The sequence below is a fragment of the Methanomethylovorans hollandica DSM 15978 genome (assembly GCF_000328665.1).
In the GTDB taxonomy this organism is placed as follows: domain Archaea; phylum Halobacteriota; class Methanosarcinia; order Methanosarcinales; family Methanosarcinaceae; genus Methanomethylovorans; species Methanomethylovorans hollandica.
Map to the genome: position 1 here is coordinate 1,560,889 of NC_019977.1, position 26,065 is coordinate 1,586,953.

Consider the following 26,065-nt stretch of genomic DNA (forward strand, 5'->3'; position numbering starts at 1 on the left):
ATATTAAAGAAATGTATAGTGTGTGCAGCAGTTCTAACTATGTTGGGATCAAATACATTATAGGGTGAAATGAATATATGCCTAAATCCCTTTCAAAAGGTATTATCGATAACGTTTCTGGGCCCAAGTCTGTGGATGCCTATCTTGCTGGCGTTCCGGAAGATGCGCGTGCTACGCTGATAAAGCTGCGTAAGATTATCCAGGCAACAGCGCCCAATGCAACAGAGGGCATTAGTTACCACATACCTACCTTCAAGTACAAAGGTCCACTTGTAGCCTTTGCTGCCTTCCCTGCACACTGCAGTTTTTATGTAATGAGCCCGGCAGTCATGGAAGCTCACAGGGATGAGCTCAGATCCTATGATACTGCCAAGGGCACTATCCGCTTTCCTGTCAATAAACCTCTTCCTGCCTCGCTTGTGAAAAAGCTTGTAAAGGCACGTATCGAGGAGAACGAGAAAGCTTAACATTATTGTTGGAAAAACAATAATTTTGATCTTCAAATCATCTTTTCGTGCATCTGCAATAACCAAAGCAGTTGTTTTTGTTGTGTTTGTCTTATATACTATGCAATTCAAACGTACATTATCCATCCAAGGGGGAGTAAAGTATGGCAGACAAAACCATTAAAGCATCTGAAAATGTTCCAGGTCCGTACTATGTAGATGAAGAGTGCATAGCATGTGAATTATGTGTAAACACAGCTCCGGATTATTTCAAAATGGCTGATGATAGGCCACAAGCATATGTTTTTAAACAACCCAAAACTGATGAGGAAAAAGATCTTTGTGAGGACGCATTAGGCGTTTGTCCTGTTGATGCCATAGGAAATGACGGATAAATCCAGTGATATCATGTTAAACTAATAAGATCCCCACATTTTTCACAAACCCATTTTTTATTTTTGAGAACCATAAGTTCTTCTCCCGCAGTTCATACCTCAGGGGGCTATCACGGTCTTATCGAGAGTTAACTGATGTATTTCACCTCAGAACTTGCTAATATCCATTTTCATTACTCGCACACAACATTTATCTCATCATCAGTCTCTTAGTGGCCAATACTGCATCTGCAGCTGTTTTTGCGTATGCGTCCGCTCCTATGGCATCTGCATATTCCTGAGTAACGGGGGCACCGCTAACCAGCAATTTAGCTCTCTTCCTTTTAGTTAAACTTTCCAGCAATTCTCTGATTTCCCTGAGTCCGGACATGGATAATGTGGTCATTGCGGATGCAATGATAACATCAGCATCGTGTTCAGCTGCCTTCTGAACTATTATTTCAGCAGGCAGGTCTTTTCCCAGATCGACCACATTGAAACCTTCTACACGTAGCATGCTTGCAGCTATTTTCTTACCAAGGTCATGTATGTCATTCCTCACAGTTCCCATAATAATGGTTCCTTTATTCTCGGGTACCAGTCCGGTTCCGGAAATTTCTTCAAGGACCATTTTGGTCACATTTTCCATGATATTCGAAGACAAAATAAACTGTGCAAGGAAATATTCCTTTTCATCGAATTTCCTGCCGATTTCCACCATAGCCTCCGCTAATTTGCTCAGAAGCTTCATAGGATCATATTCACTATCCATCCATTCTCTGGCAACTTCCAGGACCTTATTCTCATTGATCTGTACAAGGGCTTCATATCCCATATCCAGGAGTTTATCTTCTTGTAACATAGATCCTGTATTTTAGGATACAGACGAATGGTAAATACTTTTTGATAGGTGTATATCCGATGTTTCCGGAAAAGCCAAAAAGTATATATGTTAGGCAAACCCTAACTAACCAGAAGAACAGGGATACAATGGAAAGAAAAGAGCATTTGTACGTAGTTTTTGAAAATTTATTGAAAGTTAAAAACGAGTGCTCTTGTGAGATCTTCTCTGAATGTGGCCTCTCGGATATTACTGTGAAACAGGTAGGATATCTAAAAGCCATTGATGAGCATGAAAAAGTAACATTCAGCAGGCTTGCCAGGATCACCCGGAACTCTAAGCCTACTATCACGGAGATGGTTAACAAATTTGTGAAAATGGAGTGTGTATACAGAGAAAGGTCTGCGGATGATGGCAGGATCTATTATATTTGTCTTACAGAAAAAGGACAGATGATAGCGCGTTCCGAAAAAAATGCTTTACTAAAACTCATAGAAAAAATGTCAGATGCATTGGATGAACACGATATGGACACTCTTATACAAATTCTTCACAAAATACAGTGATAACTGCAACGATGTTTTGTCCGCATATATAGTTAGGGCAATACAAACTAAACGATTTTTATACTTCGAGACGATCAATAATGTATTCACAACAACCCAGCAATAACAAAGAAAGCATCGTGATACCCCTATTTGAGATGGTGATATATCCCCATAGCCGGACAAAGTTCCTTATAGAGAAGACTCTCGGAGAGAAACTTTTAACTGAGATGAATAACGGAGAGCCGGTGCACGCAATAGGATTGACAGTAAAGAGCGATAAAAGACCACCAGATATTTCTGAAGATGATCTGTATAGAACAGGGATCCTTTTCCACATAACGTCATTGCAGCCCGCAGACGAGGAATATCTGATCCATGTGAAATCTCTGCAGAGAGTAGAGACTTCTTCCCTGTACCTCAAGGACGGAGAGTTCTATGCCAGCTACGAACCATTGCCAGATATCCATGACCTTGATGAGAATTTCCAGGAAACTATACTGTCAGATGTGAAAAAGACCATAAATGATATCAGCAGCCGCTTCCATAGTTCAGAGGAGTTTACGCGTCCGATAGCAGATATGGATTCCATTGATCATATAATGGGTTATGTCATGCCATTTATGCCCATAAAGATATCAGAGAAACAGGATCTTCTGGAAACAGTTTCTTTACGTGAACGGTATCTTACCTTCCTTTACATACTAAACAAGCAGAAAGAGAACATCAACCTGCAGATAGAAGTAGCAAAGAAGGTTGCAGAGAAGGTCAATAAGTCACATAGGGAAGCGATGCTGCGAGAGCAGCTTAAGGTGATTCAGGAAGAGCTCAATGATAATGAAGACTCGGTCTTGGGTGAAGTAGGATACAGGGAAAGGATCGATAGTTCAAATATGCCTGAAGAGGTGAAAAAGAAAGCCCTTTCGGAGTTGAAGAAACTTGATAACGGTGGCAGCCATAACCCTGAAAACCCTGTGATAAGGAACTATCTGGATCTCTTGCTGGATCTGCCCTGGATGATAGACGAAAAAAAGAACATTGATATCAATGAAGCCCGCAGTGTGCTTGAAAGCAATCATAATGGACTTGAAAAAGTAAAAGAGAGGATAATCCAGCATCTGGCAGTGATGAAACTGAAACATGAGAAGCAGGGTTCTATTCTGCTCTTTACAGGACCGCCGGGAACAGGCAAGACCAGCCTTGGAAAGAGCATTGCAGATGCCCTGGGCAGGAAATATGTCCGGGTGAGCCTGGGCGGTGTCAAGGATGAAGCTGAGATAAGGGGTCACCGGAGGACTTACGTGGGAGCTCTGCCTGGAAGGATCATACAGGGCATGAAGAAGGCAGGCACGAAGAATCCCGTGTTCGTGCTTGACGAGATAGACAAGCTATCGTCTTCATATTCCGGAGACCCTGCAAGTGCGCTTCTGGAAGTCCTTGACCCTGAGCAGAACGGAACGTTCTCAGACCACTACCTGGAGGTCCCTTATGATCTGTCTGAGGTATTGTTCATAGCTACTGCCAACTCTCTGGCAACTATCCCATGGCCACTGCTTGACAGGTTGGAGGTCATAGAGATCTCAGGCTACACAAAGAATGAAAAGCTTGCAATTGCAAAAGATCATTTGCTGCCTTCTATACTGGAAGAGCACGGCCTTGATGCCGACAAGCTTAAGGTAGACGATGAAGCCCTGAAGCTCATCATTGATAAGTACACTCATGAAGCTGGTGTAAGGGGGCTTAAAAAACAGCTTGCAAGGACTGCGAGGTTCGTATCAGAGAGGATAGTGTCCGGAAAGGCTGAACTTCCTTATGAGGTGAAGGTTGAGATGCTCAAGGTGATCCTTGGAAAAGAGTTGGTCCGGCAGGAAGAAGCCAGGAAAGAGAATGTACCTGGTGTGGTTACAGGACTTGCCTGGACTCCTGTAGGAGGCGATATCCTTTTCATAGAGGGCACTTTCATGCCCGGAAAGGGTAAGCTCACTCTTACAGGCCAGCTTGGAGATGTGATGAAAGAGTCTGCTCAGATCTCTTTGAGCCTGGCAAGGTCAAGGCTTGCAAACACTGTGAGCGGCTTTGACTTTATAAAAAGCGATATTCACATACATGTGCCCTCAGGTGCGACCCCCAAGGATGGGCCTTCGGCAGGTGTGACCTTGTTCACTGCTCTTACATCCCTCATTACCGGCAAAGCGGTTGATCCGCAGCTTGCCATGACAGGAGAGATAACGCTCAGTGGAGCAGTGCTGCCTGTAGGAGGCATAAAGGAGAAAGTACTTGCTGCGCACAGAGCCGGTATAAAGAAGGTGATCCTGCCAAAAGAGAACGCAAGGGATCTTGAAGATGTGCCTGAAGATGCCAGGAGCGAACTCACGTTCGTGACAGTGCAGACCATAGAGGATGTGCTGAAAGAAGCTCTTGACATTGATCTGCCTAAGCCTCTTGTATCAAATACAGGAAGCAGCAGTTTAACACCCGTGCAGAATATTTAAGTGCAGGCAAGGATTACGGTCCTGCAGGGCCGTAATATATTATTTTATGCAATTGTATTTCCTCCATACTCTGTTAACATTATCTGGCTCCATCTGCATTGAGCTCATCTTGCAAAGAAGCTTGCTCCCATGTCCTTTGCTATTTTCTTGCAGGCATCTATGTCGATCTCAGGCACTTTTACAACGGTCATCCTGGTACTGATGCCTGCAGCAATACACTGGCGGGCAAAAGTGAGCATAGCCTGATATGATCCCGAGAATACTGGTCTGCAAAGTTTCTCATATAGTTCTTCGGTTTGTGCGTTCAGACTTACGGAAACAGCAGCCATTCCTGCTTGCTTAAGCTCTTTCACAACGTCTATATCAGGATTGATCAATGCTGCATGCCCATTGGTATCAAGTCTCACTTTTATTCCCTGCTCATGGAGCCATGCTGTGATCCTGAGCAGGACTGACAGCCTGGCAGTAGGTTCACCAAATCCTGTAAAAACAATTTCCTTATATTTATCAAGGTCCAGTTCACTGAGGTGACTGATCATATCTTCCAGTGTAGGTTCCCTTGAGAGCCAGAGATCATATCCATAAACTACGTCTGAAATGTCTCTTATGCAGAAAGTGCATCTGGCACTGCATCTGTTAGTGATGTTAAGGTAGAGGTTACTATGTACCTCATAGGCAATAGTATCTTTATGTCCCTGGGCAAGATCATTTTTACCGTACAAGATCCTTTCTTTTACTCCCCTAGTATTTTCACCCATTTCATCCTCCCATGTACCTGAAGGGATCACAAAGCTTCTGTTCTTCATAGAGGATGGTATATCCTTCAGAAAGTACATCTGCGCAGTGATACCATTTTCCATTTCCACTTCTGATCTGAAATACCATTCGCCTTCATGGTCATCGAGCTTGCATAACAGCTCTGTGTTTATATTATATATTTCTCCAGTAATTAAAGATATGCGTAGGTCATATAGTACTCCCGGGAAAGGACCAAGATCTATCAGGCCATATTTTTGAGAAGTACGGGTTTTGCATACGAAAGTTGCGCTTTCCATGAGCTGATGACTTACACCTTCTCGTTTTAAGGTGCCATACACAAAAAGATACATGTCAGCCCATGCCCATATTTAATCGTTGCAGGGTCTTTTTCACTGGATCAGGCAACTGGCCACACTGTATAGCTTTCATTTGTGCAGGCGAGATGGCCTTGATGGCCGTGTTCATCAATCCATCCGAAAGCATGAGCCTGTCCATTAATTTGCGTACGTGCACAGCAGTCCTTATCTCCAGTCCCATCTGGGCTCGCCACCTTCTGTCATATTCTTCAAGTCTGCATTTCCCTTCCAGGAAATCGGAAGCAGATTCACCCGCAAGCTTACCTCCGACCATGGCTGTGGATATGCCTCCTCCGTTAGTGGCAATGAGATGACCTGCGGCATCCCCTGCAATAAGAGTATCTTTTGTGGCCGTGACCCTGGGTGCACCTCCCACCGGCACGAGTCCGGAAATGACCGATATGATATTGCCTTCCTTTAATTTTTCACTGGCAATGGGATGCTGGCACATGAACTTGTTCAGATAATCCCTTGCACACATATGTTCTGCAAAGAGAGCTTCCCGGATACCCACCCCAATATTTGCCCTGTCACCACCCTGGGAAATTATCCAGGCATAGCCTCCGGGAACATAGTCTTTCCCAAAATACATTTCCACAGCTTCTTTATCCACGTCGACATCAGAGAGCTCATATTCAAAAGCTGTACTTGTTCCCATGGGGTCGGGTTCTCTTACCATGCCATTTGAAGCAGCAACTATGGAATTTGGCCCGTCCGCTCCAATAATCACCTTTCCCTGCACTTCGTATCTTCCGAATGCACCGTCCATTGTCACTTCTGTCCTGTTCACTTCCAGCACATTGGTGGCGATCAATAGATGTGCGCCTGTTTTTGCAGCCACTGAGGCAAGATGTTTATCGAACCTGCGCCTGTCAAGAGCATCTCCCTGTACTTCAAAACCTTTGGATATGCCATTTGGGGCTATAAATCGTTGAAAAGACGTGGTGGCATGTATGCAGCTTGAAGGGTATTCCTCAAGGGTGAAGGGTAGTTCTGCACTGGGTATGAGCTCCTGCAGTGTCTCAACATGGGGCAGAAAACCACCACATTGCAGAGGCACTCCGATATCTTTCTTCTTATCAACTAACAGGACAGACATACCTCTCTGGGCTGCATAGGTGGCGGCAGTGGAACCGGCAGGACCGGCGCCTATTACAATAATGTCATAGGATTCTTCAGGGATCATGTATCTCAATAATCTTTTTGGGAATATAAGAGTGGTTCATGATATTTAATTATTGAGCAGCGTATCTTCGCAATTGATATCCAATTAGTGTCTTTTGTTCGACATCTTAATATGTTCCTCATAACAAGAGAAAAGGATGTTACAGATGGATGATAGCAGGAACTGCTGGCTGGTGGACACCGGATACTGCCAAAAGAGGGCGGAAGCTTGCCTGGAACAGGGAGTTGTTACCATAGATATTGAGATCCATCTGATGGACGAACTTGCTGATGATATCGTCAACCTGAAATATATTGACACGAAAAGCTCGAATTTCGAATATCTGCGTGAAGAATATAGGAAGATGGATGACAAGTTCAGAGCAGAACTTGCGGAAGAATTCGAAAAGATCAAATTGCCTGATGGCTCTCCTGAAGCATTACAGCAGCAGAAACTGGAACTTCTCACATCCAGACTCAATCGGTTAAGAGAAGAGGCACGTCTTTTGCGGGAAACCATGAAAGAGTTTGACAGATTTGAAAAACGCGAACGCATAAAGGAACTTATCAGATCTCGTTTGTGTTACATCGGAGAAGGAAAGCTTAACAGCTGGTCCGAAGATATATTTTGTTTTGCCAATGAGATCCATAATGGTGATCTTGTGATCATGCCTCTCACAGATGAGAGTTATTTTGCCGTCGGAAAAGTAAGGGGAGGCTATGAATATGCAGAGAATGGCCTCAACCTTCGGCACTTAAGGGATGTTACCTGGATACAGGAGAAGCTTCATATCCCACCACTGACAAAACTCCAAGGTGTTTCCCGCAGAGTAATGCCCATAGAAGGGGAACTTAAGGCATCATTAATGGATCTGCTGGATAAGCAGTAATTGTTGAGACAAAAGTTCTTTGTCCTGATCATGGGCTAAAAATCCATGAAAATGTTTCGGATATCACTTTATGCAATAAAAAGCAGCCTGCATATAGGAATACCATAGTATTTCCACGGTCCTGAACCCAGTTTTCCTCAATGATCTAAGATGGTCTTCCACTGTTATCGGGAAGTATGCTACATCGAATCTTGCAAGGTGTGTATCTGCTTCTTCCTGGGTTTTTCCCATAGACAACTGGAAATTACGCAAGTATTGCTTCTCAATCATGATACCTTCTTCTGTGAGAGGTCGGATATTCTCAGATGTAATGTAGGCTCCGCCTTCTTTTAATAGATCATAGCATACTTTTGTTGCGTTCATTCTGTCTTCAGCACAAAGATAATGGTGACATTGGATAGCGGTGATCACATCGGGTATTTCTTCAAGCTCCTGGAAAAACTCCTGTGTGGAAGAAGGTCTTAGGAATTTAAATCTTCCTGCAGGACATGAAGATAGTTTTTCCCGGGCTTGCTTAAGCATACCTTCAGACGGATCCAATAACAAAAACCTGGTTTCTGGGAATTCCATCAATGCCTTTGCAATCAAAGACCCCGTCCCACAGCCAGTGTCCATCCATATTGCAGGTGTGAATGGCAGTGCTTTGACAAGATTGATGACTTCCTGATGAAGTGAAAAGTAATAAGGAATCACTTTGGATACTTGGGTATCATAATCCTCTGGTAGATGAGGTATAGATTCAGTAGAGGGTTTTACATCTGCCATGATGAGAAATTCAATTCATCTTACTTCAGACTTTCTTCTGGGAGTAAATTTAGAACAATCGTTGTAACAAAGGCATTGAGTGAATAAAAAGGGCCGTGTGGAAAGTGGACAGAGCCTTCATGATAACCTTGGGTAACAGGTTATCTTCAGTATTAATAGCTGTATTTTATCCATTTTATCTTTTTGGTATCATTATAAAATAGCTTGAAAACGGCAAAGATGCTTCTGATACAGCTCAAAACCAGTGCTTTTGGAAGGGAACATAACTTGATGGCATTAATATGATTCTATTCCAAGTTGTGTACCCACGTAATCCTCACCGTAGGCTTTTCCATCAATGATCGTTCTTACTCTGTTCGGCTTGAAGCAATTTGGACATCTGCGGATAAATTGAAGACTGGTGATCACAGCAAAAAATTCTCTGTGACAGTTGTAGCAAGTTACAATTATGTTCATTTTTACCCCCTAATTACAGAAGGACTTCTAAGGAAATAAGGATTTCAGTATACTGTGGGAACTTTGCAGTGCATGATAATGTATGCCTGGTAAAAGCCCCATTGCATGATCTCTACTGAGGATATGATGCATAGTATGGGATCAGCTCAATTCATATGGGTGCCTTATGATGTAAACACAAAAATGCTGCACATGTCTGAAAAGATCAACTTTTTCTCTTGATCCATCACATCAGAACACGATTAAACTTAGTGCAAATACTATCCGTATCTATATTGCGATGCTCTTTCTTCAGACATACACCTTTATAGCATCGAAATCACACGAAGCCACACAATCCATACAATACCTGCAATCCTCCGTCCTTACAGCTCTGCACGATCCATCTTCGATGGTCAGTACTTGATTCTGGCATGTAATGACGCATAAGCCGCAGCCTGTACACTTGTTTTTATACACTGCTATGAACATTAAAGTTTCTCCTTATCAATAGAAGTTATTGGAATTGTTTAAATGGAGTGGTTGTACTTTATCCTTACCTTTGACTTTGACATTAATGTATGAGTTAAGGTTTTTTCATGTCAAAAGTTAAAGTTCAAGGAGGTTAAGTATAAACCTTACCTAAAAGTATTGTGTATCTGAAAGATTGAAAAAAGGAACAGAGTTAGAGCTAAAAGAATATGCAGGGTTAGTGTCATTGGTTGAAGTGAGTTATCAAAGAAGATGGAGAGCAAAATGGAAGATACTATTAAGGACATATTTTCAAACGTTAACGAGTGGTTAAAATTTGCAGAAGAAAAAAATGCTGCACTTATAGCCTTCAATTTGGCTTCAATCTTTGGAGCAGCTACAATAGTAACTCAAAACGATACTCCAATTAAACCAGTAGTTTCAATTTATCTCTATTCATTTATAATATTGAGCATAGTTTCACTATTTTTCGCTCTATTTTCTTTTTGGCCTCAAACGAGAATTGAGGAAGTATTAAATAGAAAAATAAAACATTGCTTTCTCTTTAAGAAGCCAGTGATTGAAGGAAATCTCATATTTTATGGTGATATAAACAACTGTGATTCAGAGGTTTATTTATTTAAACTATGTGAATCTTGCAGTAGGAATGTAAAGGATTGTTCACAATTAGAATTAGACTACGTAAACCAAATAATTGTAAATTCTCATATCACTGTTAGAAAATATTTTTATTTTAAACTTGCTCTTCTTTTCACTATAATAGCTTTATTGAGCCCTATATTAATTCCGATAATATTTCTATATAATATTATCAACTCCCTAACAATGAAGCAATATAAAATGATTTTTATTCATCTAATCATGTGTATCCTATCACTTCTAGTTTTGAAGTTAATCTGTAAGTATGTGATATTATGAAAAGTAACTACGTATCATACGATTATATGAAAAGTTTTTCAAGAATTGATCAGATTATTGATGAGTGCAATTCCTATGAAGAAGTTGATTATATTCCTTCAAGAGATAAACTGACTTATAATAATGGTTTTTATGTAGATTGTACTGCTCTATTTGTTGATATCCGGGGTTCTTCTAAATTACCAACTATTCATAAAAGGCCAAAATTAGCAAAATTATATCGTTCTTACGTTTCTGAAATTGTTGCTTTAATGAATGGAAATCAATCCTGTATAGAAGTGAATATAGTCGGAGATTGTGTTTCTGGAATCTTTGGTACTAATATATATTACGCATTTAGCACAGCAGCACAGATATCATCTTTAATCAATGTAATGAATTACAAGTTTAAAAAAAATGAAATTGAAATTATCAAAGTCGGAATTGGTATCTCTTATGGTAGAGCTCTTATGATTAAAGCTGGATACAGTGGCAGTGGAATAAATGAGGTTGTTTGGATGGGGGAAGTTGTCAATGAAGCTGCAAATTTATGTAGCTACGGAAACAAAGAAGGGGATGACAAACAAATTATGGTATCCAACCTAGTTTACGATAAACTTAATGAAAATCACAAAAAACTTCTTAGAAAAAATTATAAAAGAGGATGTTACCATGGTAATGTCATTTGTGTAGAAATGGATAATTGGTATAAGAATAATTGTATCTGACTCTGTCTCAGCGTCTACATTGAATGTATTCTACTTAGAAGTATGTTTATAGTGGTGTCAATAAAATGGGATCAAGAAAACCTCTACAGAATCCAAAGAGATATTTTCAAAGAAACTAATATTTAATCTATTTCCCAATACCAATTAGTGAGTTTGGATTTATGATCTTCTCCTTTCCATTTTACGATTCCATTCCCCCACAAGTCTACTTTTTTTCCATTTTGTAGTCCATAAAGAACCTCATCTTCCAAATTACGATATACAGATTCAGAGATTTCGATATGATTTGGAGAAGCTGCTTGGTTAGCAATTGCAGTTGCATAGTTTACACATTTACCAATAAAAATTAAGTCGTTATTGTTTATATTTCTTGGAATGCCTGCTCTCAGTATGTAGACCTCACTCCAATCTATCCCTATTCCAAAATCAAGTTTTTCGTACTTTTCAAAATAAAGTGATAACTTCTTGTCTAGTAACCATTTTGTAATCATTGCAGCTTTTATTGCTTTTGAAATTTGAGATTTGTAATCAGCAGGCCAAAATGCTAATAATCCATCACCGTTAAAACTTCTAATTACGCCATCATTTTCTAATACTACTTTAGAGGCGACAGCAAGAAACGCTTTATGAATTTTTCCAGATGTTTGTTTTTGATGAATTGTAAGTAGTTCTGTTGATTTTCTTAGGTCAATACAATAAGCACATAGTTTTATTTTTTTAGCTATTTTCTTAAAAGTTACATCTTCTATTGAAGGGATGCCTTTTGTTTCTGTTATCTCATAATCCCCATCTAAGTAATCTTTAACTTGATTCTCTATTTCGTCAATGTATCCCATTAATTCCACCAATCTTAATAAAGATGAATTTACATAAAAATCGACCGGTGTATAAGTTTATTGAAATATTGGTTTCTGGATTCTTCTCAATACCCTTTATCAACAACTGCTGATTTAATGAAGAAGAAAACTATACAAAAGTGGTTCAACCTTCACTTATTATGAAATATATACTCTGCAGAAATCCTTAATCTTGAAGAAACAAATTGAATTGGAGTTTTTCAAAAATGTCTCCATATATCGTCAGGAAATTGGTATTCAAATCTGAAATATCGATTTCAATACATACTCTACAGAGCTAGTCCGCATGTATTTCTTAACCTTCTTTCCCTTTTTTCCTCAAAACGAACCAGTTTCAACTTCACCTGCACGTTTGTAGGAAACTATGATCACTCCTTTAGGTGAGCTTTTCAGATCGTACAAAATAAAGGCAGCAGGAATAGTGCCTCCGGCAAACAGGCGCTTGCCTGTTCCAAGTGTGATAGGGAATATCTTGAGCCAGAGCTCGTCAACAAGATCGTGTTCCATTAGCATTTGAATAAGGTTTCCACTGCCATGAACCTGCAATTGCGGACCTTCCTGAGCCTTAAGTTTTTTTATTTCCCTACATCATTGCCTTTCAATAGAACTGAATTACTCCACTCAAGATGCTGCAGGGAATGAGAAACCACGTACTTCTTTGCCTTATTGAGCTGTGAACCCTCTTCTTTATGGTCCTGCCAGTAGCCCGCAAATATTTCATACGTTTTTCTTCCAAGCAGAATATCAAATGGCCTGTCCATTTGCTCACCCGTTAACTTACTAAGAAAGTCTTCAAAGTAAGGACTGTCCACCCACCATAACTGAAACCCCCCGAGGTATCTTCCTTGGGCCCGCCCGGAGCCTGCATAACACCGTCAAGTGTTATAAAAGATAGAACAATTATTTTTCTCATAACGCTTCCTCATCTAAAATATTAAAGTGCTTCATCTTTTATAATTACTGATTATGAGATCCTCGCCCACATGATCCTTCCCTCCAAGTATCATCTTTTTATCCGAGAACAGAGTTCCAATGTTCATGGACCATGTAGCAATAGGAAAAGTTCACAATCATGCTTCAGAAGAGAATATGGAGATACTGCCTCTCTGGAAACAGGCGATAAGCGGGATCGAGATAATGGATGTCGAAAAAGACCTGTTCACTGAGGAGCATTCTCATTATATAGTGATTCACGACCCTCTGAAAATAAAGTTTCCCAAGAGCCGGGAAGAACTGAACAAAAGGTTCTGTGCCCAGGTGGGAGCTTCTGTTGTCAGTTACATCCACCAGGAAGGGAACATGCATTATGTGAGAGGGCTGATGGCTGAAAATGATGCCAGGGTCTATAGTATTTTGCCGTATACGTCTTTTGACCGCATAGAAGAGGCACGGTTCCCAAAAAGCAACATGGAAGCCAGGAAGATGCAGGCTTTCAAAGAGATCCTTCCGCTACTGCATGGAAAGAATATACTTGATGTAGGATGTGGTGTGGGTACTCTTACCATAAAGATCGCCACCGTGAATACGGATGCTTTAGTACATGGCATCGATCTTCAGGAAAGCCTCATGGAGCAATGCAGGCTCAACTCACAGATAGAAGGCGTGAACAATACTAAGTTCGTTGCTGCAAGTGCATACGAGCTTCCGTTCCAGCAGGGATACTTTGACTCAATAACATGTTTCTTTATGCTGCACCACCTTGAAGATGTGCCGCGAGCCCTGAAAGATATAAGAAGGGTTCTGAAACCCGGTGGCGAAGTCTTTGCCGCGGAACCTATAGACCACTTTCATGATGTGCAAAGATATCCAGAAGACTGGAAAAAGCTCTTTCTGGACGCAGGCTATAATATAGAGATATATGAAAAAGATAAATTATCATACATCCGTGCTAGTATAAGTGATGCCAAGGCACAATAAAAAAAGATAGGAGGGAGTGGGGTCAAAAAACCCCGATATTAAAAACCTGTGTTTTAAGAAGTACTGTTGCAATCTTTATTTACAACGTTTTAGTATTAAAAATTAACCATTTTGTAATACTAGAAAAGATTTCTACAAACATCTCTTTTAATTTATCCACACAAATTTTTATCAACGCAAAGGCGCTAAGACGCTAAGGCGCAAAGAAGAAAATAAAATGCTTTGCGCCCTTGCGACTTTGCGTTAAAAACTATGTACAGTAAGAAATCAATAGGTATTAAAACATTAACAGAGAAATTTCTATAGATTAAAGAGGATTTGGTCGATCCTCCTTTTTTAAACGATTATTTATATACGCCGTGCAACAATTTTCAAATAACGGGGTTTTTAGACAGTCTTGAAATTCTATTGTGGATTGTGGATCCCCACAACATTAAGTGGATAACTTAATATGTTGTTCATTCTTTAACTTTTTTTATAAGAGAAAGCAAATTTCCTTTTCCCGACAGCATCTTCACAATGGACAAGATAATCTTCTGACAGGTTATATTGATCCACATTCCGTACCTTTCTGGTTGTTTCCAGGATTCTAAGAAGGCACAGGGAATTATGTTACAGCATTTAACTGCACTGCCGTCGATAAAAACCAGATTAATGTACCATGAGCGCTTTAAGCGTGTACCGAGGAGTAATAATGCAGGAACCTCTGAAAACAATAAAAGAAACAAGACCTCTGATACACCATATCACAAATTGGGTTACGATCTATGAATGTGCGAATATCACCCGGGCCTTTGGTGCTCTTCCTGTAATGGCCCATGCACCTGAGGAATGTGCTGATATGACACGGATCTCATCAGCTCTTGTGCTTAACATAGGCACCCTGACAAATGAACTGATCGACGCAATGATCCTTTCCGCAAAGGCCGCGAACGAGAAAAAGATACCCGTGGTACTCGATGCGGTCGGTGTGGGCGCTACGAAGTTCAGAGATTACATGGCTGCAAAGATAATCGATTCTGTTAATATCGATATCATCAAAGGGAACTATTCAGAGATCGCAAAGCTTGCAGGGGAAAAGGCTCAGACAAAGGGAGTGGAGACCACGTCTATCAATGCCGATCCCAGAAAGATCGCACAGGAGCTTGCGACATCTAAGTCATGCATTGTTGTCATGACCGGAAAAGAGGACATAATCAGCAACGGCAAAAAGATATTCGTTGTCAGGAACGGGCATGAACTAATGGGGTCTATCGTCGGCACGGGATGCATGGCCGCTTCAGTAATAGGTTCTTTCGCTGCTGTTAATCCGGATCATTTTGATGCCGCAAAAGATGCCCTCTGTTATTTTGGGATAGCAGGAGAACTTGCAGCTGAAGTTTCCCGGGGACCTGGGAGCTTTAAGGTAAATTTATATGACGAGGCATTCAGTCTTTCTGATGAAAATGCAGAAAAGATGCTGAATTTCGAAGAATGCTGAATCAGAGCTAATAGAGGAAACATGACCGGCAAAAAAGATCTGCTTGCAGTACTCGATTTTTACCTCGTGACCGACTCCGGTCTATCTAAAAAAGGGACTTTATCGGATGTGCAGGAGGCAGTTGCAGCCGGCTGCAGGATCGTGCAATACAGAGAGAAGAACAAGAGCACAAAAGAGATGGTCGCAGAAGCATCACAGATCAAATCCATATGCGGTGCTGATGCGATATTCCTGGTGAACGACAGGATAGATGTTGCTCTGGCTGTGGATGCAGATGGAGTGCACATTGGTCAGGAAGATATGCCCATAGATATTGCACGGGCGATCCTTGGTGCTGACAAGATCATTGGTCTTACGGTCCATAACATTAGCGAGGCCATAGAAGCCGAAAGAAGTGGTGCCGATTATGTAGGGCTCAGCCCCATATTCGACACTGCTACAAAAAGTGATGCAGGTACGGGCATTGGCACTGAAAGGATAAAGGATGTTAAAAATGCTATCAATATACCTGTAGTTGCCATCGGCGGAATAAACAAGCAGAACTGCAGAAGTGTGATCGAGAATGGTGCCGATAGCCTGGTGGCAATATCTGCAGTGGTATGCAGCGATGATGTAAAGCGTGAAACACAGGAGTTGATTGCTGTCATCAAAAGTGCTTCAGGTCGTATCTGCTGACGTTATGCAGATCCTATGCAGCATAATCAGGATTTTGAGCACAATTCATGATCTTTGATGCAATATCAGGTTATGGCAGTGTCCAAAGAGGAGTAAAACCATGCTTAATGAACAGGAGTTGCAGCGATATCAGCGTCAATTGCTCATGTTCGATAAAGAAGGTCAGGAAAAACTTAAACAATCCCGCGTGTTCATTGCAGGCGGAGGTGGATTAGGTTGTCCCATAGCACTTTATCTTGCAGTTGCGGGCGTTGGTTGTATTGATATAGCGGATATGGATGCTGTGGAGCAGACTAATCTTAACCGTCAGGTGCTCCACTGGGAAAAGGATATCGGAAAACCGAAGGTATTATCCATCAAAGAAAAGATCCGGCAAATAAATCCTTATATCAATATAATTGCCCGGCATGTGACCATTACGGAAGAGAATGTCCTTGAGCTTGTCAGGGATGCTGACATCATTGTGGATGCACTGGACAATTTCTCTGCCCGGTATCTTCTCAACCATGCATCTCTTCAGACCGGTATCCCTCTTGTGCATGGGGCTATCCGGGGCTTTGATGGTCAGTTAATGACGATCATCCCGGGTAAGACCGCTTGCCTCAAATGCGTATTTCCACATGCTCCTCCTGAGGAGGTTTTCCCTGTCATTGGCGTGACCCCAGGTATTATCGGAACTATCCAGGCTAACGAAGTTCTTAAATACCTTCTACAGACCGGGGAACCCCTGGAAGGGCTTCTAGTATGGGACGGGCTCAATGCCAAAATGGATTCCTTCAAGATACAACGCAGGAATAAATGCGAAGCTTGCGGGGATCCGGATCTTTAATTTTATTGGTTCTCTTCAACATCGTGTGGGTGATGTCAATTTCCTCGCCATCAGATAGATCATGGTATTTATGTATTTTTCCGTCTTTAGACCATAAGATCTTTTTTAAGGAAGTTTCAGAGTTTGGTTACGACTAGAATGATCCTAACAGGAAAGATTATATACATCTTAAACACCATTTTTGTATAGTCGGGTTAAATTTTTGATTGAATGAAACAATTCAAAGATTTCATTCGTGTTATTTTACTGTTGTAGGGAGGTAATTAAAATGAGTGTGGAAGAAAACCTTAAACTTATGAAAACTTTGGATGATGCATGGAATTCCCAGGATTGGGATACATTCGAGAAAAGGCATGCAGATCATGTGGAAGTATTCTGGCCCGGACAGTCGGAGCCGACCAAAGGACGAACTTCACATAAAGAAGAAGCTATTGCATTCTTCAAGATATTTCCTGACAATCACGTTGGAAATGATCCATATAAAGTACTCTTCGGTCAGGGTGAATGGACCTGTTCGGTAGCAGAATTCACCGGCACTTTCAAAGGACCGATGACAGGTGCAGACGGGACTATTATTCCACCGACAGGTAAGAGTTTCAAGGTCGAGTTTTGCACTGTAGCTCACTGGATCAATGGAGAGATCGTTGAGGAGAAGCTTTTCTATGATAAGATCGAGTTGATGAAACAGATCGGCCTTATGTAAAGATAGATCATGGTATTTATGTATATTTTCTTTTTGAGACAATAAGATCTTTTAAAAGCAATTGGAATTTTATTGTTTAATCCCTCTGCAATTCCGTTGTTGAGATCGTCCTTCATTGCTTCAAGAACTCCCTGCGCATGTTTTTTGATCTCTTTTGACACTGAGATTATCTCAGGGATATTGCTATGCGTTTCCCAATAATGCCATTTAGCAAGATATTCCCTTTGCTCTTTTGCTTTGTCTACATAATGAATAAGTATTCTCCAGACAGAATTCTCATGAATACTTACAATATCGGCTACTGAAACTACTGACATTTCTTTGCATATGGCAAAGATCAAGGCTTCAAAGAACAAGGTAAATCCCGTGTTCTGTCCGGTCCATGGAAGATCAATCAACTTCACACCATGTCCATTACACTTTATTCTGGGAACCCTTGCATGAAGATAGGTTTCATAATGGAAGAAATCGAGATGTCACCATACTCTTTCTTTTGTATATGAGTAGGATATGACCTGTTGCAAAGATACTCAAACAGACTTACATATCAGGAAAAGAGTGGTCTGGTGAATGAGATCAAATCTGGCAGGACCATCTGAATAATGGTCCATATGAGCTCTTTTTATGCGACATCAGAACGATACAACAGCATGGATACATCAATGAACATGTACATCAGAATCATCCCGTGACCCGAGAGAGGAGCGGGATCAGACCGAACAGGAATACGTTCACGAACCCGTGGGCTATGGTTATGAATGGCAAACTCCCGGTCTTCTGAAACATGTAACCGAACAATATACCTGCACTGCCTGTGACCACCAGCTCAAAGCTGTTTCCGTAGCCTGAGTGCATCATGCCGAACAAAAGACCTGCAACCAGGAGACCTTTTGTCATGCCGAAGGATTCCTGCAGCCTGGTTTGCAGTAATGACCTGAAAATAAGCTCTTCCATAAGACCTACAAAGAGGAACATGACAACGGAGATCTTGAGCAGGCTTCCTATGGATGCGTCCGGTATAAGGCTGCCTACCTGGATAGTATTGTATTCTCCCATTGCGATCAGTAATCCCACCAGCAGGCTGAGAGGGAGGTATATATGTAGGTTCTTAAGTGTCAGCCCCAGCTCCTTTCGGGTGAACCGCTGGTGGCGTATCAGGATATATAGGGGGATGGCCAGAGGAGCATAGATAAAGAAATACAGATACAGGGTCGTTCCAAAGAACACGGGCATGGAGATATTGACAAGCCGGAGTATAGGAAGCATTATAAGAACTTCCATAATAAGGCTTACATTGGGCCTGTGTATCCACATGGAAGCTACTGCCAGGCACAGCGGGATCATCACATGCAGGAATATGCCAGCCTGCAATTTGCCCATGTACAGCAGGGTCTCCGCTAATACAATGGCAACTATAGGGATAGCCACTAATTGCCAATCCTTCACAGGACGACCGAACACTGAGACACCGGTCGCAGCCGGAACATTCGGATCTTCCACGGTACCTTCATCCGGGTTCATATTCGCATGTTCCCGGCCATGGCCTGTACATATTCTGTCATCTTAACAACACCCACTCTATACATTTTTAATTTCACCGCAATCTATGAATTTATATATGAAGAATAGTAACAGCACATTAGTTTTCTATAGATATTTAAGTATTTTGATGTAGACCTCACACCTGCACACGCCCTTTATCGAAAAAAGATAGGGCTCAGACTGTTATAGTTAAAAATAATACAAGTTTTTAATTTGAAATATCACCACAATTAAATATCATTAAAGAAATAAGTGTATGTGAGTAAGTTATTCTTAATGCTTACATTGAAAAATGTGGCAAACAAGAGTAGCTTGTAACTCGTTTTCTCAGTTTTTTGGTTATGCAATAGTAGGCTAAATAATTTTTTACTGGGAAGTAAGTTTACGACAGAAATGTGTACTTGTGAAAGTACGTAGATCTGATCGAAGTATGTGCATAAATGGGCATGGGGGTATATATGATGACTAATCTACGGTTAAGTGTTGTTGCAATTGTCCTATGTATATTGTTGTTCGCACCATTGGCTGCGGCAGCAAAAAATCCAAATCCGGGTGTTTTGCCGGTAAATTCACACGCCTATGGGATGACCTATGGAGAATGGAGCGAAGAATGGTGGAAGTGGGCTTTATCCATACCTGCAGACCGTAATCCTGTGACAGATACAACTGGTGATTTCTGTGCTGAAGGACAATCCGGAAAAGTATGGTTCCTTGCTGGTACCTTTGGAACTAGTGAAACACGTAGCTGTACTATTCCCGCTGGCAAAGCTCTATTTTTCCCAATAATTAATGGTGAGTCGTCAAAAATACAAGGATATGGGGATACTGAAGAGGTGTTGCGTGAAGACGCTACTGCAACAGCCGATGCCATAACATTTGTAGAGGTAATCGTCGACGGTAAAAAGTTACAAACAGAGTTACAAACAGAGCCTAATTTGGGTTATAGAGTGCAATCTGGTCTTTTTACCATTTGGCTTCCTCCAGATAACGTCCTAGAAATACCAACTGAAGAAGGAGTTTCTAGTATTGCAGTAGCTGATGGTTACTGGATAATGCTAGCACCTCTTTCTGTCGGTGAGCACACAATTCATATTCACGGCGAAGTTGGGAGTTTCTTTGTAACTGAAGTGACCTACGAACTTACCGTTGTGCCCGAGGGTTCAACTAAGTGAATGACAAATATCGAGATTACGAAAATAATCTCAACAAAAGGGGGAGAAGAAATGTTGTACATGGAGATAATTACATGGGACCCAAAGGATGATATGGAAACTGCTAAGCGTTATGCTGAATGGAAACCTCCGGAAGGCTATAATGTTCTGGGAGTCTGGAATGACATAGCATCATGTAGAGTATTTATCCTATCTGAAGTAGATAATGCAGAGGCATATGCTGCTGCTACATTACCCTGGAGAGACATCACACGATGCGAAACCGTTCTAGTAATGGAAAACGATAAGTTCATGGAGATTGCTGCTAAATTTGGGGAAATGTGACTACCTTCGTATATTCTTGACAATATACTCAGAAGTAACACTTTCCTTCACTTTTTTTTATTTATAGCATAGGTTCGCCATGACAAAAAACAATAAGGGAGTGGATGATATGAATCAAGATGTCAAGGTCCGAATGAACTTCATTATATCTGACTGTGCCAGTCGACATCATTCCATTCAAAACTGATCAGTGCAAGTGTACAGATCTGCCTTGAAATTTTCCAGGATTCAGTGTCTGGAATCTGCTGTGACTATCACACAACTTCCATAGTCTGTGGGAAATCCCCCTCGAAATGCATCTGCCCATCCTCTATTTTAAGAGTTTTTATGTTCAGACCGGGCATCTTTGCAAGGTTAGAATTGATCAGATCTTCAAATGCCTCTTCACCTTTATCCTCAGCGCTGCCTGGGATAGGGAGCATGCCTACTTTTGCTTTATAGATAGCCAGGCGGGTTGTGGCATCACTGTCTTTCTCAAAGCGGCCTGAAGCATACACAGGACCTTTGAAATCATAACCATGATCTTGCAGGTCAACATACGCTGACATTTCCGCTTCGTTATTATCACCTAATTTTATCTGGATCTGTTTTATAGCTCCCTCATTGTTAGTGGCCTGCAGATAAGAGCTCAGCTGAGAGCTGGAAAGAGTAATGTCCAGGGGTGCCGGGTCAGAATATTGTATATCGCTTGTGAGCTGGTATGCTGAAACCGGGGATTTAAGGTCTATACCATTTTCTTCTATCATTTGGTCAAAAAGCATAGGGTCCACTTCCACACCCAGATCCTTTGCTTCATCTGTACCCAGCAGCTGGGTTAAGAGCGGGATGTGTACCAGACCACTGGCAGCAACTGCTGTAAGTGCTAAGAACAATACTATGAGAACACCAATGTATATCTGGTTTCTTTTACTTTTGACTGCATTTCCTGAATAGCTCAATCAAACCTCTCCTTGGAACAGTTTCATGCAAATTTCATATGATCATAGTTATAAAACACCTGATCTTATTGGATCAGTCAGGATCTTATACACATATCCTGGACCAGAAGATAACATATGCAATATTAATATATAAAAATAATCATAAAATAAACCCGGAATGTAGCTCACATCTTACTCATAATTCTTGGTAGATTGGATCGAAGGAAGCATCACAAGCCAGATGCGAGCTATTATATGATCTGGCAAACATGTATTTAAGATTCTCTTCTGAAATGCAGGACCTTCCAATTAGAGTCAACAGTTTCATTAATACCAATATCTGTATTGTGAGCAATCAGACGCAGTCTGCATTATAATATAGTGACCTTAAACTGGCACTATGATCAAAGATTGCAGGTGTACACATGGATGTTTTAGCAAAAAAACTTGGAACTACATTTTGCAATAATGCCGTATTTACTATTTTCTGGAAGAATGATGAGAACTGGTCCGTCCACCATGTCTCAAAGAATATAGAACAGTTGGGATATACACCCGAAGAGTTCATTTCGGGAGATCTCAGCTATGCCGGGATAGTACACCCCGATGATAGGGAGAAAATCAGGCATTCTGTGCTCCAATGGGATTGGAAGCACACTCCGTGTCTTTTCCAGGAATGCAGGATACTCGATCATAAAGGCGATGTACACCTGGTGGCCAAATTTCTGCGCGGACAATGTGATGAAAAAGGTACACTGCAATATGTAGAAGAAACTATTGTGGATATCACACAAAATAAAAGTACCGGATCATTTCCCGTATCAGAGAACGATTACCTGAGAAATGCTGTGAACACTGCAAAAGAAGCGCTGCTGTTTCTTGATAATGAATTGAAGATAATCTTTGCAAACCGTGCCTTTTCCCGCTTGTTCTTAACCGGATCCTCAGCCATCGAAGGCCAGTCCCTGTACGCAATTGAAGATGGCCAGTGGAATATACCGGCCCTGCAGGACAGAATATCAGTTCTCCTAAAAGACAATACAGAGTTCAGTGATCTGGAAATAGAGAGCTGTTTCAGCAACATTGGACAGCGCGTCCTTTTGATCAGTTCCAGAATAGTAAATACATTGAACAACAAGACAGGTATGGTCCTGCTTGCCATTGAAGATGTCACTGACAACAAAAGATCTGCAAGGGAGTTAAAGACATCAGAAGCAAAATATTCTGCCCTTGTGGAAAAAGGCAATGATGGCATAATCATAGTACAGAGAGATATCCTGAGGTTCATTAATTCCAAGTTCCTGGAGCTGACAGGGTTTCAGGAAGAAGAAATAATCAACAGCACATTGCTTGATCATGTGCCTGTGGATTTCAGACGCATGCTTGCAAAAAGATGTGCTAAGGCATTAAAAGATGAACGAAGCATAAAGCGTAATTATGAAGTGGATTTCTTCAGAAAAGATGGATCTGTTTTTCCTGCTGAGGTCAGCTTTTCGTTCATATCATATGAAAATGACCCGGCTGTTATGATCACTATCAGGGACATAGCAGAACGTAAAAAAGCAGAGATGCAACTCAAGAACTCTGAAAAGAAGTACTCCACCCTTGTAGAAAAGAGCAATGATGGTATTGTCATTATACAGGATGATCAGCTTGTGTTTGCCAATAACAAGTTTATCGAGATCACAGGATATACACTTGCAGAGGCCATCGGCAAAAACTTCACACGCTTTCTTTCCACGGAATATCGTCGTATGTTCGTCGGCAACTCCGGGAAGAAACTGGGAAAAAGAAATGAAAATCTTCTGAAATATGAGATAGAGCTGCTTTCAAAGGTGGGTAAAAAGATCCCTGCAGAGATCAACTCATCTATGATCGAGCACGAAGGAAAACCAGCTTACATGGCTATTATAAGGGATATCACGGAGCAGAAAACAAGAGAAAAGGAACTCCTGAAGCTCATTGAGGTGAGAAAGGTCCTGGAAAATGTCATTGAAAGCAGTCCTGCAATTGTTTTCTTCTGGAAAGCAGATGATAAATGGCCCGTGGAATTCGTATCTGAGAATATTTCGCAATTTGGATACAGCGCAAAGGAATTCATGTCAGGTACAATACTCTATGGTGATATAATTCATCCTTCTGACCTGCAAAAAATAGACCGTGGCCTTTCAAGATATTTCCAGGAAGATGAGAATAATATTTCTCTTGAATATCGCATCCTTACAAGATCCGGTGAGATACGCTGGATAGATGAACGCTCGGTCATCAAAAGAAATCCCGAAGGCGAAGTCGAGTATCTGCAGGGTATTATTGTTGATATCACTGAGCGTAAGAATGCTAATAATTTCATGCAAATATGCTCAGAGCTTGATACGTTCTTCACTCCAACCACCGATGTTAAAGAAATCTTCCAGCAATTAATTGAACTTGTGACCCAGGTTAAGGGAATAGATTGTGGTGAATTGTATCTTGTAGACGAGGTCACAGGCGATCTGAATCTTGTTGCACATAAAGGCCTGTCATTCAGGTTTGTCAACAGTACCCGACGGTATGCTGCCAATTCTCTTCATGCGAGGGTCCTCAAAACAGAGTATCCGATCTATAAACTATATTATGAGATCAATTCCATGACCCATGGAATTGATCTCGGTTTTGAAGGGCTTGAAGCTACTGTCATATTACCCCTTAAATATGAAGGCAATATTGTAGCAGTGATTATGCTGGCATCACATACTGAGTACGCTATTGAGCAAAACACACGTAGTATAATTGAAAGTATTGCTTCTCAGGTAGGTCCTTCTATTGGACGTATAAGGGAACAGGTACACTTCCAGAAGGATCTGAACAATCTGCAGGAAATATTTGATAGAATTGAAGATTTCTTATTTGTCCTTGATAAAGATGGGTGTATATTACATACTAATAGTTTCCTGTGTAAACGTCTGGGATATTCCCATGAGGAATTGGTTGGTTTGAACATACTTAATGTGCATCCTCAGAACAGAGCTATAGAGATAGCTGCTGCACTTGCGGACATACTTGCCGGAAAACTGTCGGTAGTAAGGATACCATTTGAATCATATATCGGAGAACTGATACCTGTAGAGGTCAAAGCCACCAGAGGTAATTGGAATGGGCATACAGCCCTCATATGTCTGGGCAGAGAGATCAAAGAAAAAGTAGTCTGAAAATATATTCGAGGCAAAAATATGATCAATATTGATCCATCCGCGATCCTGGTAAGGTATAACGTAAAAGCTGAAAAGGAAATAAGCCCGGAGGAAATAGCTAGGCAGCTATATACTGAAGATATTGTGATACGTCCCATCGTTGAGGCTGTTTTTGAAGGTGACGAAGATGATGTTATAGAAGCTTTAGAGGCAGCGATCCGGGCAGGCAGGGACCCTTTATCTTTGATCGATGATGCACTCATGCAGGGAATGGGTATTGTTTCTAAACTATATGACGACGGTTTTCTTTTCCTTCCGGACGTCATTATATCCGCACATGCCATGACCGATGGCATTGAATATTGTAAACATAGTTCCAGTGCAACTCACGAGTTCAAAGGAAAGGTCGTATCCTTTGTTGTGGAAGGGGATATGCACGATATTGGAAAAAAGATAGTCACTGTCCTGCTACGTGCCAGCGGATATGAGGTCATAGATCTTGGAAGCGATGTGCTGGTAAGCGAAGTGATCAGTGCCGTCAGGAGGGAAAAACCTGTAATGCTTTCAGGTACTGCTTTGATGACAACTACTATGTATACGTTCAAAGAGATCAATAACCAGTTGCTCGAGAACGGCATCCACATTCCTTTTGTCTGTGGGGGTGGAGCTGTGAAACAGGATTTCGTATTTGGTTATGAACTCGGAGTATATTGTGAGGATGCAGCGGATGCTCCAAAGATAGCCGACGAAATCCTCAAAGGTGCGGGCGTGAAAGAGCTGAGAGAAAAATATCACAGGCATTGATCGTTGCCTGCGCTCTGCACACATGTATTTTTAAATAGTATATACATTAATTTACTTTTCAACTAATGATTCTTTGATGTTTTTAGCTTCAGTTGAGGTATAGAGAATATAGCATATTTAATATTCTTTAATGTAAAGTATCTATTTTAAAAATATACATGTAGTTTTTTTTATGTATTCGGTTTTGAAAAAACACTGGTATTTTAATATTTTGCTTCATTAAGATCTATTTTAGATAAATAGAGACCAGTTCAAAAAAAACGCAATTGATAGCCCACAATGGATTTGAATGGAAATTATTCCCATACTTTGTTGCAACAATCTATTTATATTACCTCCGAATGTTGCTTTTTTGGTTTGTGTTATATAAGTATTGTTGCACTATAGTATATATCAATTTTATTTTTTAAAAATATTAATCAATAAAACAATATCAATAGGCATACTATTTTTAACATCTAGTAAATTGGAGCCACTTGCATTATAAG

27 protein-coding genes and 1 pseudogene are annotated in these 26,065 nt (G+C 40.9%); 16 read left to right on the forward strand and 12 right to left on the reverse strand.

Annotated elements, in window-relative coordinates; all coding sequences use genetic code 11:
• Positions 1–77: 77 nt before the first annotated feature.
• Positions 78–467 (forward strand): iron chaperone, encoded by a 390-nt coding sequence (locus METHO_RS07490; RefSeq protein WP_015324936.1) that lies wholly within the window; start codon positions 78–80, stop codon positions 465–467.
• A 143-nt stretch (positions 468–610) separates the two neighbouring features.
• Positions 611–841, forward strand: coding sequence for a ferredoxin (locus tag METHO_RS07495; RefSeq protein ID WP_015324937.1), 231 nt, complete (start codon positions 611–613; stop codon positions 839–841).
• A gap of 190 nt (positions 842–1,031) precedes the next feature.
• Here the strand turns inward: METHO_RS07495 and METHO_RS07500 are convergent, their stop codons facing one another.
• The gene (locus tag METHO_RS07500) at positions 1,032–1,682 is read right to left on the reverse strand and encodes a cobalamin B12-binding domain-containing protein (RefSeq protein WP_015324938.1); all 651 of its coding nucleotides are present in this window, start codon (positions 1,680–1,682) and stop codon (positions 1,032–1,034) included.
• A gap of 59 nt (positions 1,683–1,741) precedes the next feature.
• Here METHO_RS07500 and METHO_RS07505 point away from each other — a divergent pair, with 59 nt between their 5' ends.
• Both METHO_RS07505 and lon read left to right on the forward strand, forming a co-directional pair.
• On the forward strand, positions 1,742–2,227 hold the full coding sequence (locus tag METHO_RS07505; protein ID WP_015324939.1) for a MarR family winged helix-turn-helix transcriptional regulator: 486 nt from the start codon (positions 1,742–1,744) through the stop codon (positions 2,225–2,227).
• An 80-nt stretch (positions 2,228–2,307) separates the two neighbouring features.
• Positions 2,308–4,698 carry an endopeptidase La gene (gene lon / locus METHO_RS07510; protein WP_015324940.1) on the forward strand — a complete coding sequence of 797 codons (2,391 nt, stop codon included), beginning with the start codon at positions 2,308–2,310 and terminating at the stop codon, positions 4,696–4,698.
• Positions 4,699–4,802: 104 nt separating this feature from the next.
• On the opposite strand, the gene METHO_RS14350 is transcribed toward lon, so the two are convergent.
• Positions 4,803–5,807, reverse strand: coding sequence for a TatD family nuclease-associated radical SAM protein (locus tag METHO_RS14350; RefSeq protein WP_015324941.1), 1,005 nt, complete (start codon positions 5,805–5,807; stop codon positions 4,803–4,805).
• Position 5,808: 1 nt separating this feature from the next.
• Positions 5,809–6,999 carry a geranylgeranyl reductase family protein gene (locus tag METHO_RS07520; RefSeq protein WP_015324942.1) on the reverse strand — a complete coding sequence of 397 codons (1,191 nt, stop codon included), beginning with the start codon at positions 6,997–6,999 and terminating at the stop codon, positions 5,809–5,811.
• Between the two features lie 136 nt (positions 7,000–7,135).
• On the opposite strand from METHO_RS07520, the gene METHO_RS07525 reads away from it, so the two are divergent.
• Positions 7,136–7,867: a hypothetical protein gene (locus METHO_RS07525; protein ID WP_048831105.1), complete on the forward strand. Its 732-nt coding sequence runs from the start codon at positions 7,136–7,138 to the stop codon at positions 7,865–7,867.
• A 63-nt stretch (positions 7,868–7,930) separates the two neighbouring features.
• On the opposite strand, the gene METHO_RS07530 is transcribed toward METHO_RS07525, so the two are convergent.
• From METHO_RS07530 to METHO_RS07535, 3 genes are all read right to left on the reverse strand, one after another.
• On the reverse strand, positions 7,931–8,632 hold the full coding sequence (locus METHO_RS07530; protein WP_015324944.1) for a class I SAM-dependent methyltransferase: 702 nt from the start codon (positions 8,630–8,632) through the stop codon (positions 7,931–7,933).
• 276 nt (positions 8,633–8,908) lie between these two features.
• Positions 8,909–9,088: a hypothetical protein gene (locus METHO_RS13700; protein WP_015324945.1), complete on the reverse strand. Its 180-nt coding sequence runs from the start codon at positions 9,086–9,088 to the stop codon at positions 8,909–8,911.
• A 291-nt stretch (positions 9,089–9,379) separates the two neighbouring features.
• Positions 9,380–9,559 carry a 4Fe-4S dicluster domain-containing protein gene (locus tag METHO_RS07535; RefSeq protein ID WP_015324946.1) on the reverse strand — a complete coding sequence of 60 codons (180 nt, stop codon included), beginning with the start codon at positions 9,557–9,559 and terminating at the stop codon, positions 9,380–9,382.
• 264 nt (positions 9,560–9,823) lie between these two features.
• On the opposite strand from METHO_RS07535, the gene METHO_RS07540 reads away from it, so the two are divergent.
• Positions 9,824–10,477 (forward strand): Pycsar system effector family protein, encoded by a 654-nt coding sequence (locus METHO_RS07540; protein ID WP_015324947.1) that lies wholly within the window; start codon positions 9,824–9,826, stop codon positions 10,475–10,477.
• On the forward strand, positions 10,474–11,184 hold the full coding sequence (locus tag METHO_RS07545) for an adenylate/guanylate cyclase domain-containing protein (protein WP_015324948.1): 711 nt from the start codon (positions 10,474–10,476) through the stop codon (positions 11,182–11,184). The genes METHO_RS07540 and METHO_RS07545 overlap by 4 nt, the downstream gene beginning before the upstream one ends.
• Before the next feature lie 122 nt (positions 11,185–11,306).
• Here METHO_RS07545 and METHO_RS07550 read toward each other — a convergent pair whose 3' ends face one another.
• The 3 genes from METHO_RS07550 to METHO_RS13990 all read right to left on the reverse strand — a co-directional run bounded on the left by METHO_RS07550 (position 11,307) and on the right by METHO_RS13990 (position 12,802).
• Positions 11,307–12,020, reverse strand: a complete 714-nt coding sequence (locus tag METHO_RS07550; RefSeq protein ID WP_015324949.1) for an adenylate/guanylate cyclase domain-containing protein — start codon at positions 12,018–12,020, stop codon at positions 11,307–11,309.
• A 339-nt stretch (positions 12,021–12,359) separates the two neighbouring features.
• Positions 12,360–12,587 (reverse strand): dihydrofolate reductase family protein, encoded by a 228-nt coding sequence (locus METHO_RS13985; protein ID WP_216594300.1) that lies wholly within the window; start codon positions 12,585–12,587, stop codon positions 12,360–12,362.
• A gap of 29 nt (positions 12,588–12,616) precedes the next feature.
• Complete coding sequence (locus METHO_RS13990) at positions 12,617–12,802, reverse strand: hypothetical protein (protein WP_216594301.1); 186 nt, start codon at positions 12,800–12,802, stop codon at positions 12,617–12,619.
• A gap of 277 nt (positions 12,803–13,079) precedes the next feature.
• Here METHO_RS13990 and METHO_RS07560 point away from each other — a divergent pair, with 277 nt between their 5' ends.
• The 5 genes from METHO_RS07560 (at position 13,080) to METHO_RS07580 (ending at position 17,645) form a co-directional block, all read left to right on the forward strand.
• Positions 13,080–13,958, forward strand: coding sequence for a class I SAM-dependent methyltransferase (locus METHO_RS07560; RefSeq protein ID WP_048831286.1), 879 nt, complete (start codon positions 13,080–13,082; stop codon positions 13,956–13,958).
• Positions 13,959–14,652: 694 nt separating this feature from the next.
• Positions 14,653–15,438 carry a hydroxyethylthiazole kinase gene (thiM, locus tag METHO_RS07565; protein WP_015324951.1) on the forward strand — a complete coding sequence of 262 codons (786 nt, stop codon included), beginning with the start codon at positions 14,653–14,655 and terminating at the stop codon, positions 15,436–15,438.
• 21 nt (positions 15,439–15,459) lie between these two features.
• Positions 15,460–16,113: a thiamine phosphate synthase gene (gene thiE / locus METHO_RS07570; protein ID WP_015324952.1), complete on the forward strand. Its 654-nt coding sequence runs from the start codon at positions 15,460–15,462 to the stop codon at positions 16,111–16,113.
• 100 nt (positions 16,114–16,213) lie between these two features.
• Positions 16,214–16,942: a HesA/MoeB/ThiF family protein gene (locus METHO_RS07575; RefSeq protein WP_015324953.1), complete on the forward strand. Its 729-nt coding sequence runs from the start codon at positions 16,214–16,216 to the stop codon at positions 16,940–16,942.
• Positions 16,943–17,210: 268 nt separating this feature from the next.
• Positions 17,211–17,645, forward strand: a complete 435-nt coding sequence (locus tag METHO_RS07580) for an ester cyclase (RefSeq protein ID WP_015324954.1) — start codon at positions 17,211–17,213, stop codon at positions 17,643–17,645.
• Here the strand turns inward: METHO_RS07580 and METHO_RS07585 are convergent.
• Positions 17,603–18,142, reverse strand: a pseudogene (locus METHO_RS07585) (helix-turn-helix domain-containing protein); the annotation flags it as partial. The gene METHO_RS07580 and the pseudogene METHO_RS07585 sit on opposite strands and share 43 nt — an antisense overlap.
• A 184-nt stretch (positions 18,143–18,326) precedes the next feature.
• A complete protein-coding gene (locus tag METHO_RS07590) occupies positions 18,327–19,166 on the reverse strand; it encodes a CPBP family intramembrane glutamic endopeptidase (protein ID WP_015324955.1) in 840 nt (279 codons plus the stop codon).
• A 482-nt stretch (positions 19,167–19,648) separates the two neighbouring features.
• On the opposite strand from METHO_RS07590, the gene METHO_RS13130 reads away from it, so the two are divergent.
• Complete coding sequence (locus METHO_RS13130) at positions 19,649–20,359, forward strand: hypothetical protein (protein WP_245546261.1); 711 nt, start codon at positions 19,649–19,651, stop codon at positions 20,357–20,359.
• Positions 20,360–20,683: a DUF3303 domain-containing protein gene (locus METHO_RS07600; protein ID WP_048831107.1), complete on the forward strand. Its 324-nt coding sequence runs from the start codon at positions 20,360–20,362 to the stop codon at positions 20,681–20,683. It begins immediately after the preceding gene.
• A 254-nt stretch (positions 20,684–20,937) separates the two neighbouring features.
• Here METHO_RS07600 and METHO_RS07605 read toward each other — a convergent pair whose 3' ends face one another.
• Complete coding sequence (locus METHO_RS07605; RefSeq protein WP_015324958.1) at positions 20,938–21,621, reverse strand: hypothetical protein; 684 nt, start codon at positions 21,619–21,621, stop codon at positions 20,938–20,940.
• Positions 21,622–22,028: 407 nt separating this feature from the next.
• Between METHO_RS07605 and METHO_RS07610 the strand changes: the two genes are divergently transcribed.
• Entirely contained in the window at positions 22,029–24,791 is a 2,763-nt protein-coding gene (locus METHO_RS07610) for a PAS domain S-box protein (RefSeq protein ID WP_015324959.1), read from the forward strand.
• 21 nt (positions 24,792–24,812) lie between these two features.
• A complete protein-coding gene (gene mtaC, locus METHO_RS07615; RefSeq protein ID WP_015324960.1) occupies positions 24,813–25,577 on the forward strand; it encodes a methanol--corrinoid protein MtaC in 765 nt (254 codons plus the stop codon).
• The last annotated feature ends 488 nt before the right edge of the window (positions 25,578–26,065 follow it).

What these genes read in the sequence shown, in the direction of transcription:
- METHO_RS07490 (WP_015324936.1), top strand. Translation starts at nt 78, where the DNA reads ATGCCTAAATCCCTTTCAAAAGGTATTATCGATAACGTTTCTGGGCCC.
- METHO_RS07495 (WP_015324937.1), top strand. Translation starts at nt 611, where the DNA reads ATGGCAGACAAAACCATTAAAGCATCTGAAAATGTTCCAGGTCCGTAC.
- METHO_RS07500 (WP_015324938.1), bottom strand. Translation starts at nt 1,682, where the DNA reads ATGTTACAAGAAGATAAACTCCTGGATATGGGATATGAAGCCCTTGTA.
- METHO_RS07505 (WP_015324939.1), top strand. Translation starts at nt 1,742, where the DNA reads ATGTTTCCGGAAAAGCCAAAAAGTATATATGTTAGGCAAACCCTAACT.
- lon (WP_015324940.1), top strand. Translation starts at nt 2,308, where the DNA reads ATGTATTCACAACAACCCAGCAATAACAAAGAAAGCATCGTGATACCC.
- METHO_RS14350 (WP_015324941.1), bottom strand. Translation starts at nt 5,807, where the DNA reads ATGTATCTTTTTGTGTATGGCACCTTAAAACGAGAAGGTGTAAGTCAT.
- METHO_RS07520 (WP_015324942.1), bottom strand. Translation starts at nt 6,999, where the DNA reads ATGATCCCTGAAGAATCCTATGACATTATTGTAATAGGCGCCGGTCCT.
- METHO_RS07525 (WP_048831105.1), top strand. Translation starts at nt 7,136, where the DNA reads ATGTTACAGATGGATGATAGCAGGAACTGCTGGCTGGTGGACACCGGA.
- METHO_RS07530 (WP_015324944.1), bottom strand. Translation starts at nt 8,632, where the DNA reads ATGGCAGATGTAAAACCCTCTACTGAATCTATACCTCATCTACCAGAG.
- METHO_RS13700 (WP_015324945.1), bottom strand. Translation starts at nt 9,088, where the DNA reads ATGAACATAATTGTAACTTGCTACAACTGTCACAGAGAATTTTTTGCT.
- METHO_RS07535 (WP_015324946.1), bottom strand. Translation starts at nt 9,559, where the DNA reads ATGTTCATAGCAGTGTATAAAAACAAGTGTACAGGCTGCGGCTTATGC.
- METHO_RS07540 (WP_015324947.1), top strand. Translation starts at nt 9,824, where the DNA reads ATGGAAGATACTATTAAGGACATATTTTCAAACGTTAACGAGTGGTTA.
- METHO_RS07545 (WP_015324948.1), top strand. Translation starts at nt 10,474, where the DNA reads ATGAAAAGTAACTACGTATCATACGATTATATGAAAAGTTTTTCAAGA.
- METHO_RS07550 (WP_015324949.1), bottom strand. Translation starts at nt 12,020, where the DNA reads ATGGGATACATTGACGAAATAGAGAATCAAGTTAAAGATTACTTAGAT.
- METHO_RS13990 (WP_216594301.1), bottom strand. Translation starts at nt 12,802, where the DNA reads ATGGACAGGCCATTTGATATTCTGCTTGGAAGAAAAACGTATGAAATA.
- METHO_RS07560 (WP_048831286.1), top strand. Translation starts at nt 13,080, where the DNA reads ATGGACCATGTAGCAATAGGAAAAGTTCACAATCATGCTTCAGAAGAG.
- thiM (WP_015324951.1), top strand. Translation starts at nt 14,653, where the DNA reads ATGCAGGAACCTCTGAAAACAATAAAAGAAACAAGACCTCTGATACAC.
- thiE (WP_015324952.1), top strand. Translation starts at nt 15,460, where the DNA reads ATGACCGGCAAAAAAGATCTGCTTGCAGTACTCGATTTTTACCTCGTG.
- METHO_RS07575 (WP_015324953.1), top strand. Translation starts at nt 16,214, where the DNA reads ATGCTTAATGAACAGGAGTTGCAGCGATATCAGCGTCAATTGCTCATG.
- METHO_RS07580 (WP_015324954.1), top strand. Translation starts at nt 17,211, where the DNA reads ATGAGTGTGGAAGAAAACCTTAAACTTATGAAAACTTTGGATGATGCA.
- METHO_RS07590 (WP_015324955.1), bottom strand. Translation starts at nt 19,166, where the DNA reads ATGAACCCGGATGAAGGTACCGTGGAAGATCCGAATGTTCCGGCTGCG.
- METHO_RS13130 (WP_245546261.1), top strand. Translation starts at nt 19,649, where the DNA reads ATGACTAATCTACGGTTAAGTGTTGTTGCAATTGTCCTATGTATATTG.
- METHO_RS07600 (WP_048831107.1), top strand. Translation starts at nt 20,360, where the DNA reads ATGACAAATATCGAGATTACGAAAATAATCTCAACAAAAGGGGGAGAA.
- METHO_RS07610 (WP_015324959.1), top strand. Translation starts at nt 22,029, where the DNA reads ATGGATGTTTTAGCAAAAAAACTTGGAACTACATTTTGCAATAATGCC.
- mtaC (WP_015324960.1), top strand. Translation starts at nt 24,813, where the DNA reads ATGATCAATATTGATCCATCCGCGATCCTGGTAAGGTATAACGTAAAA.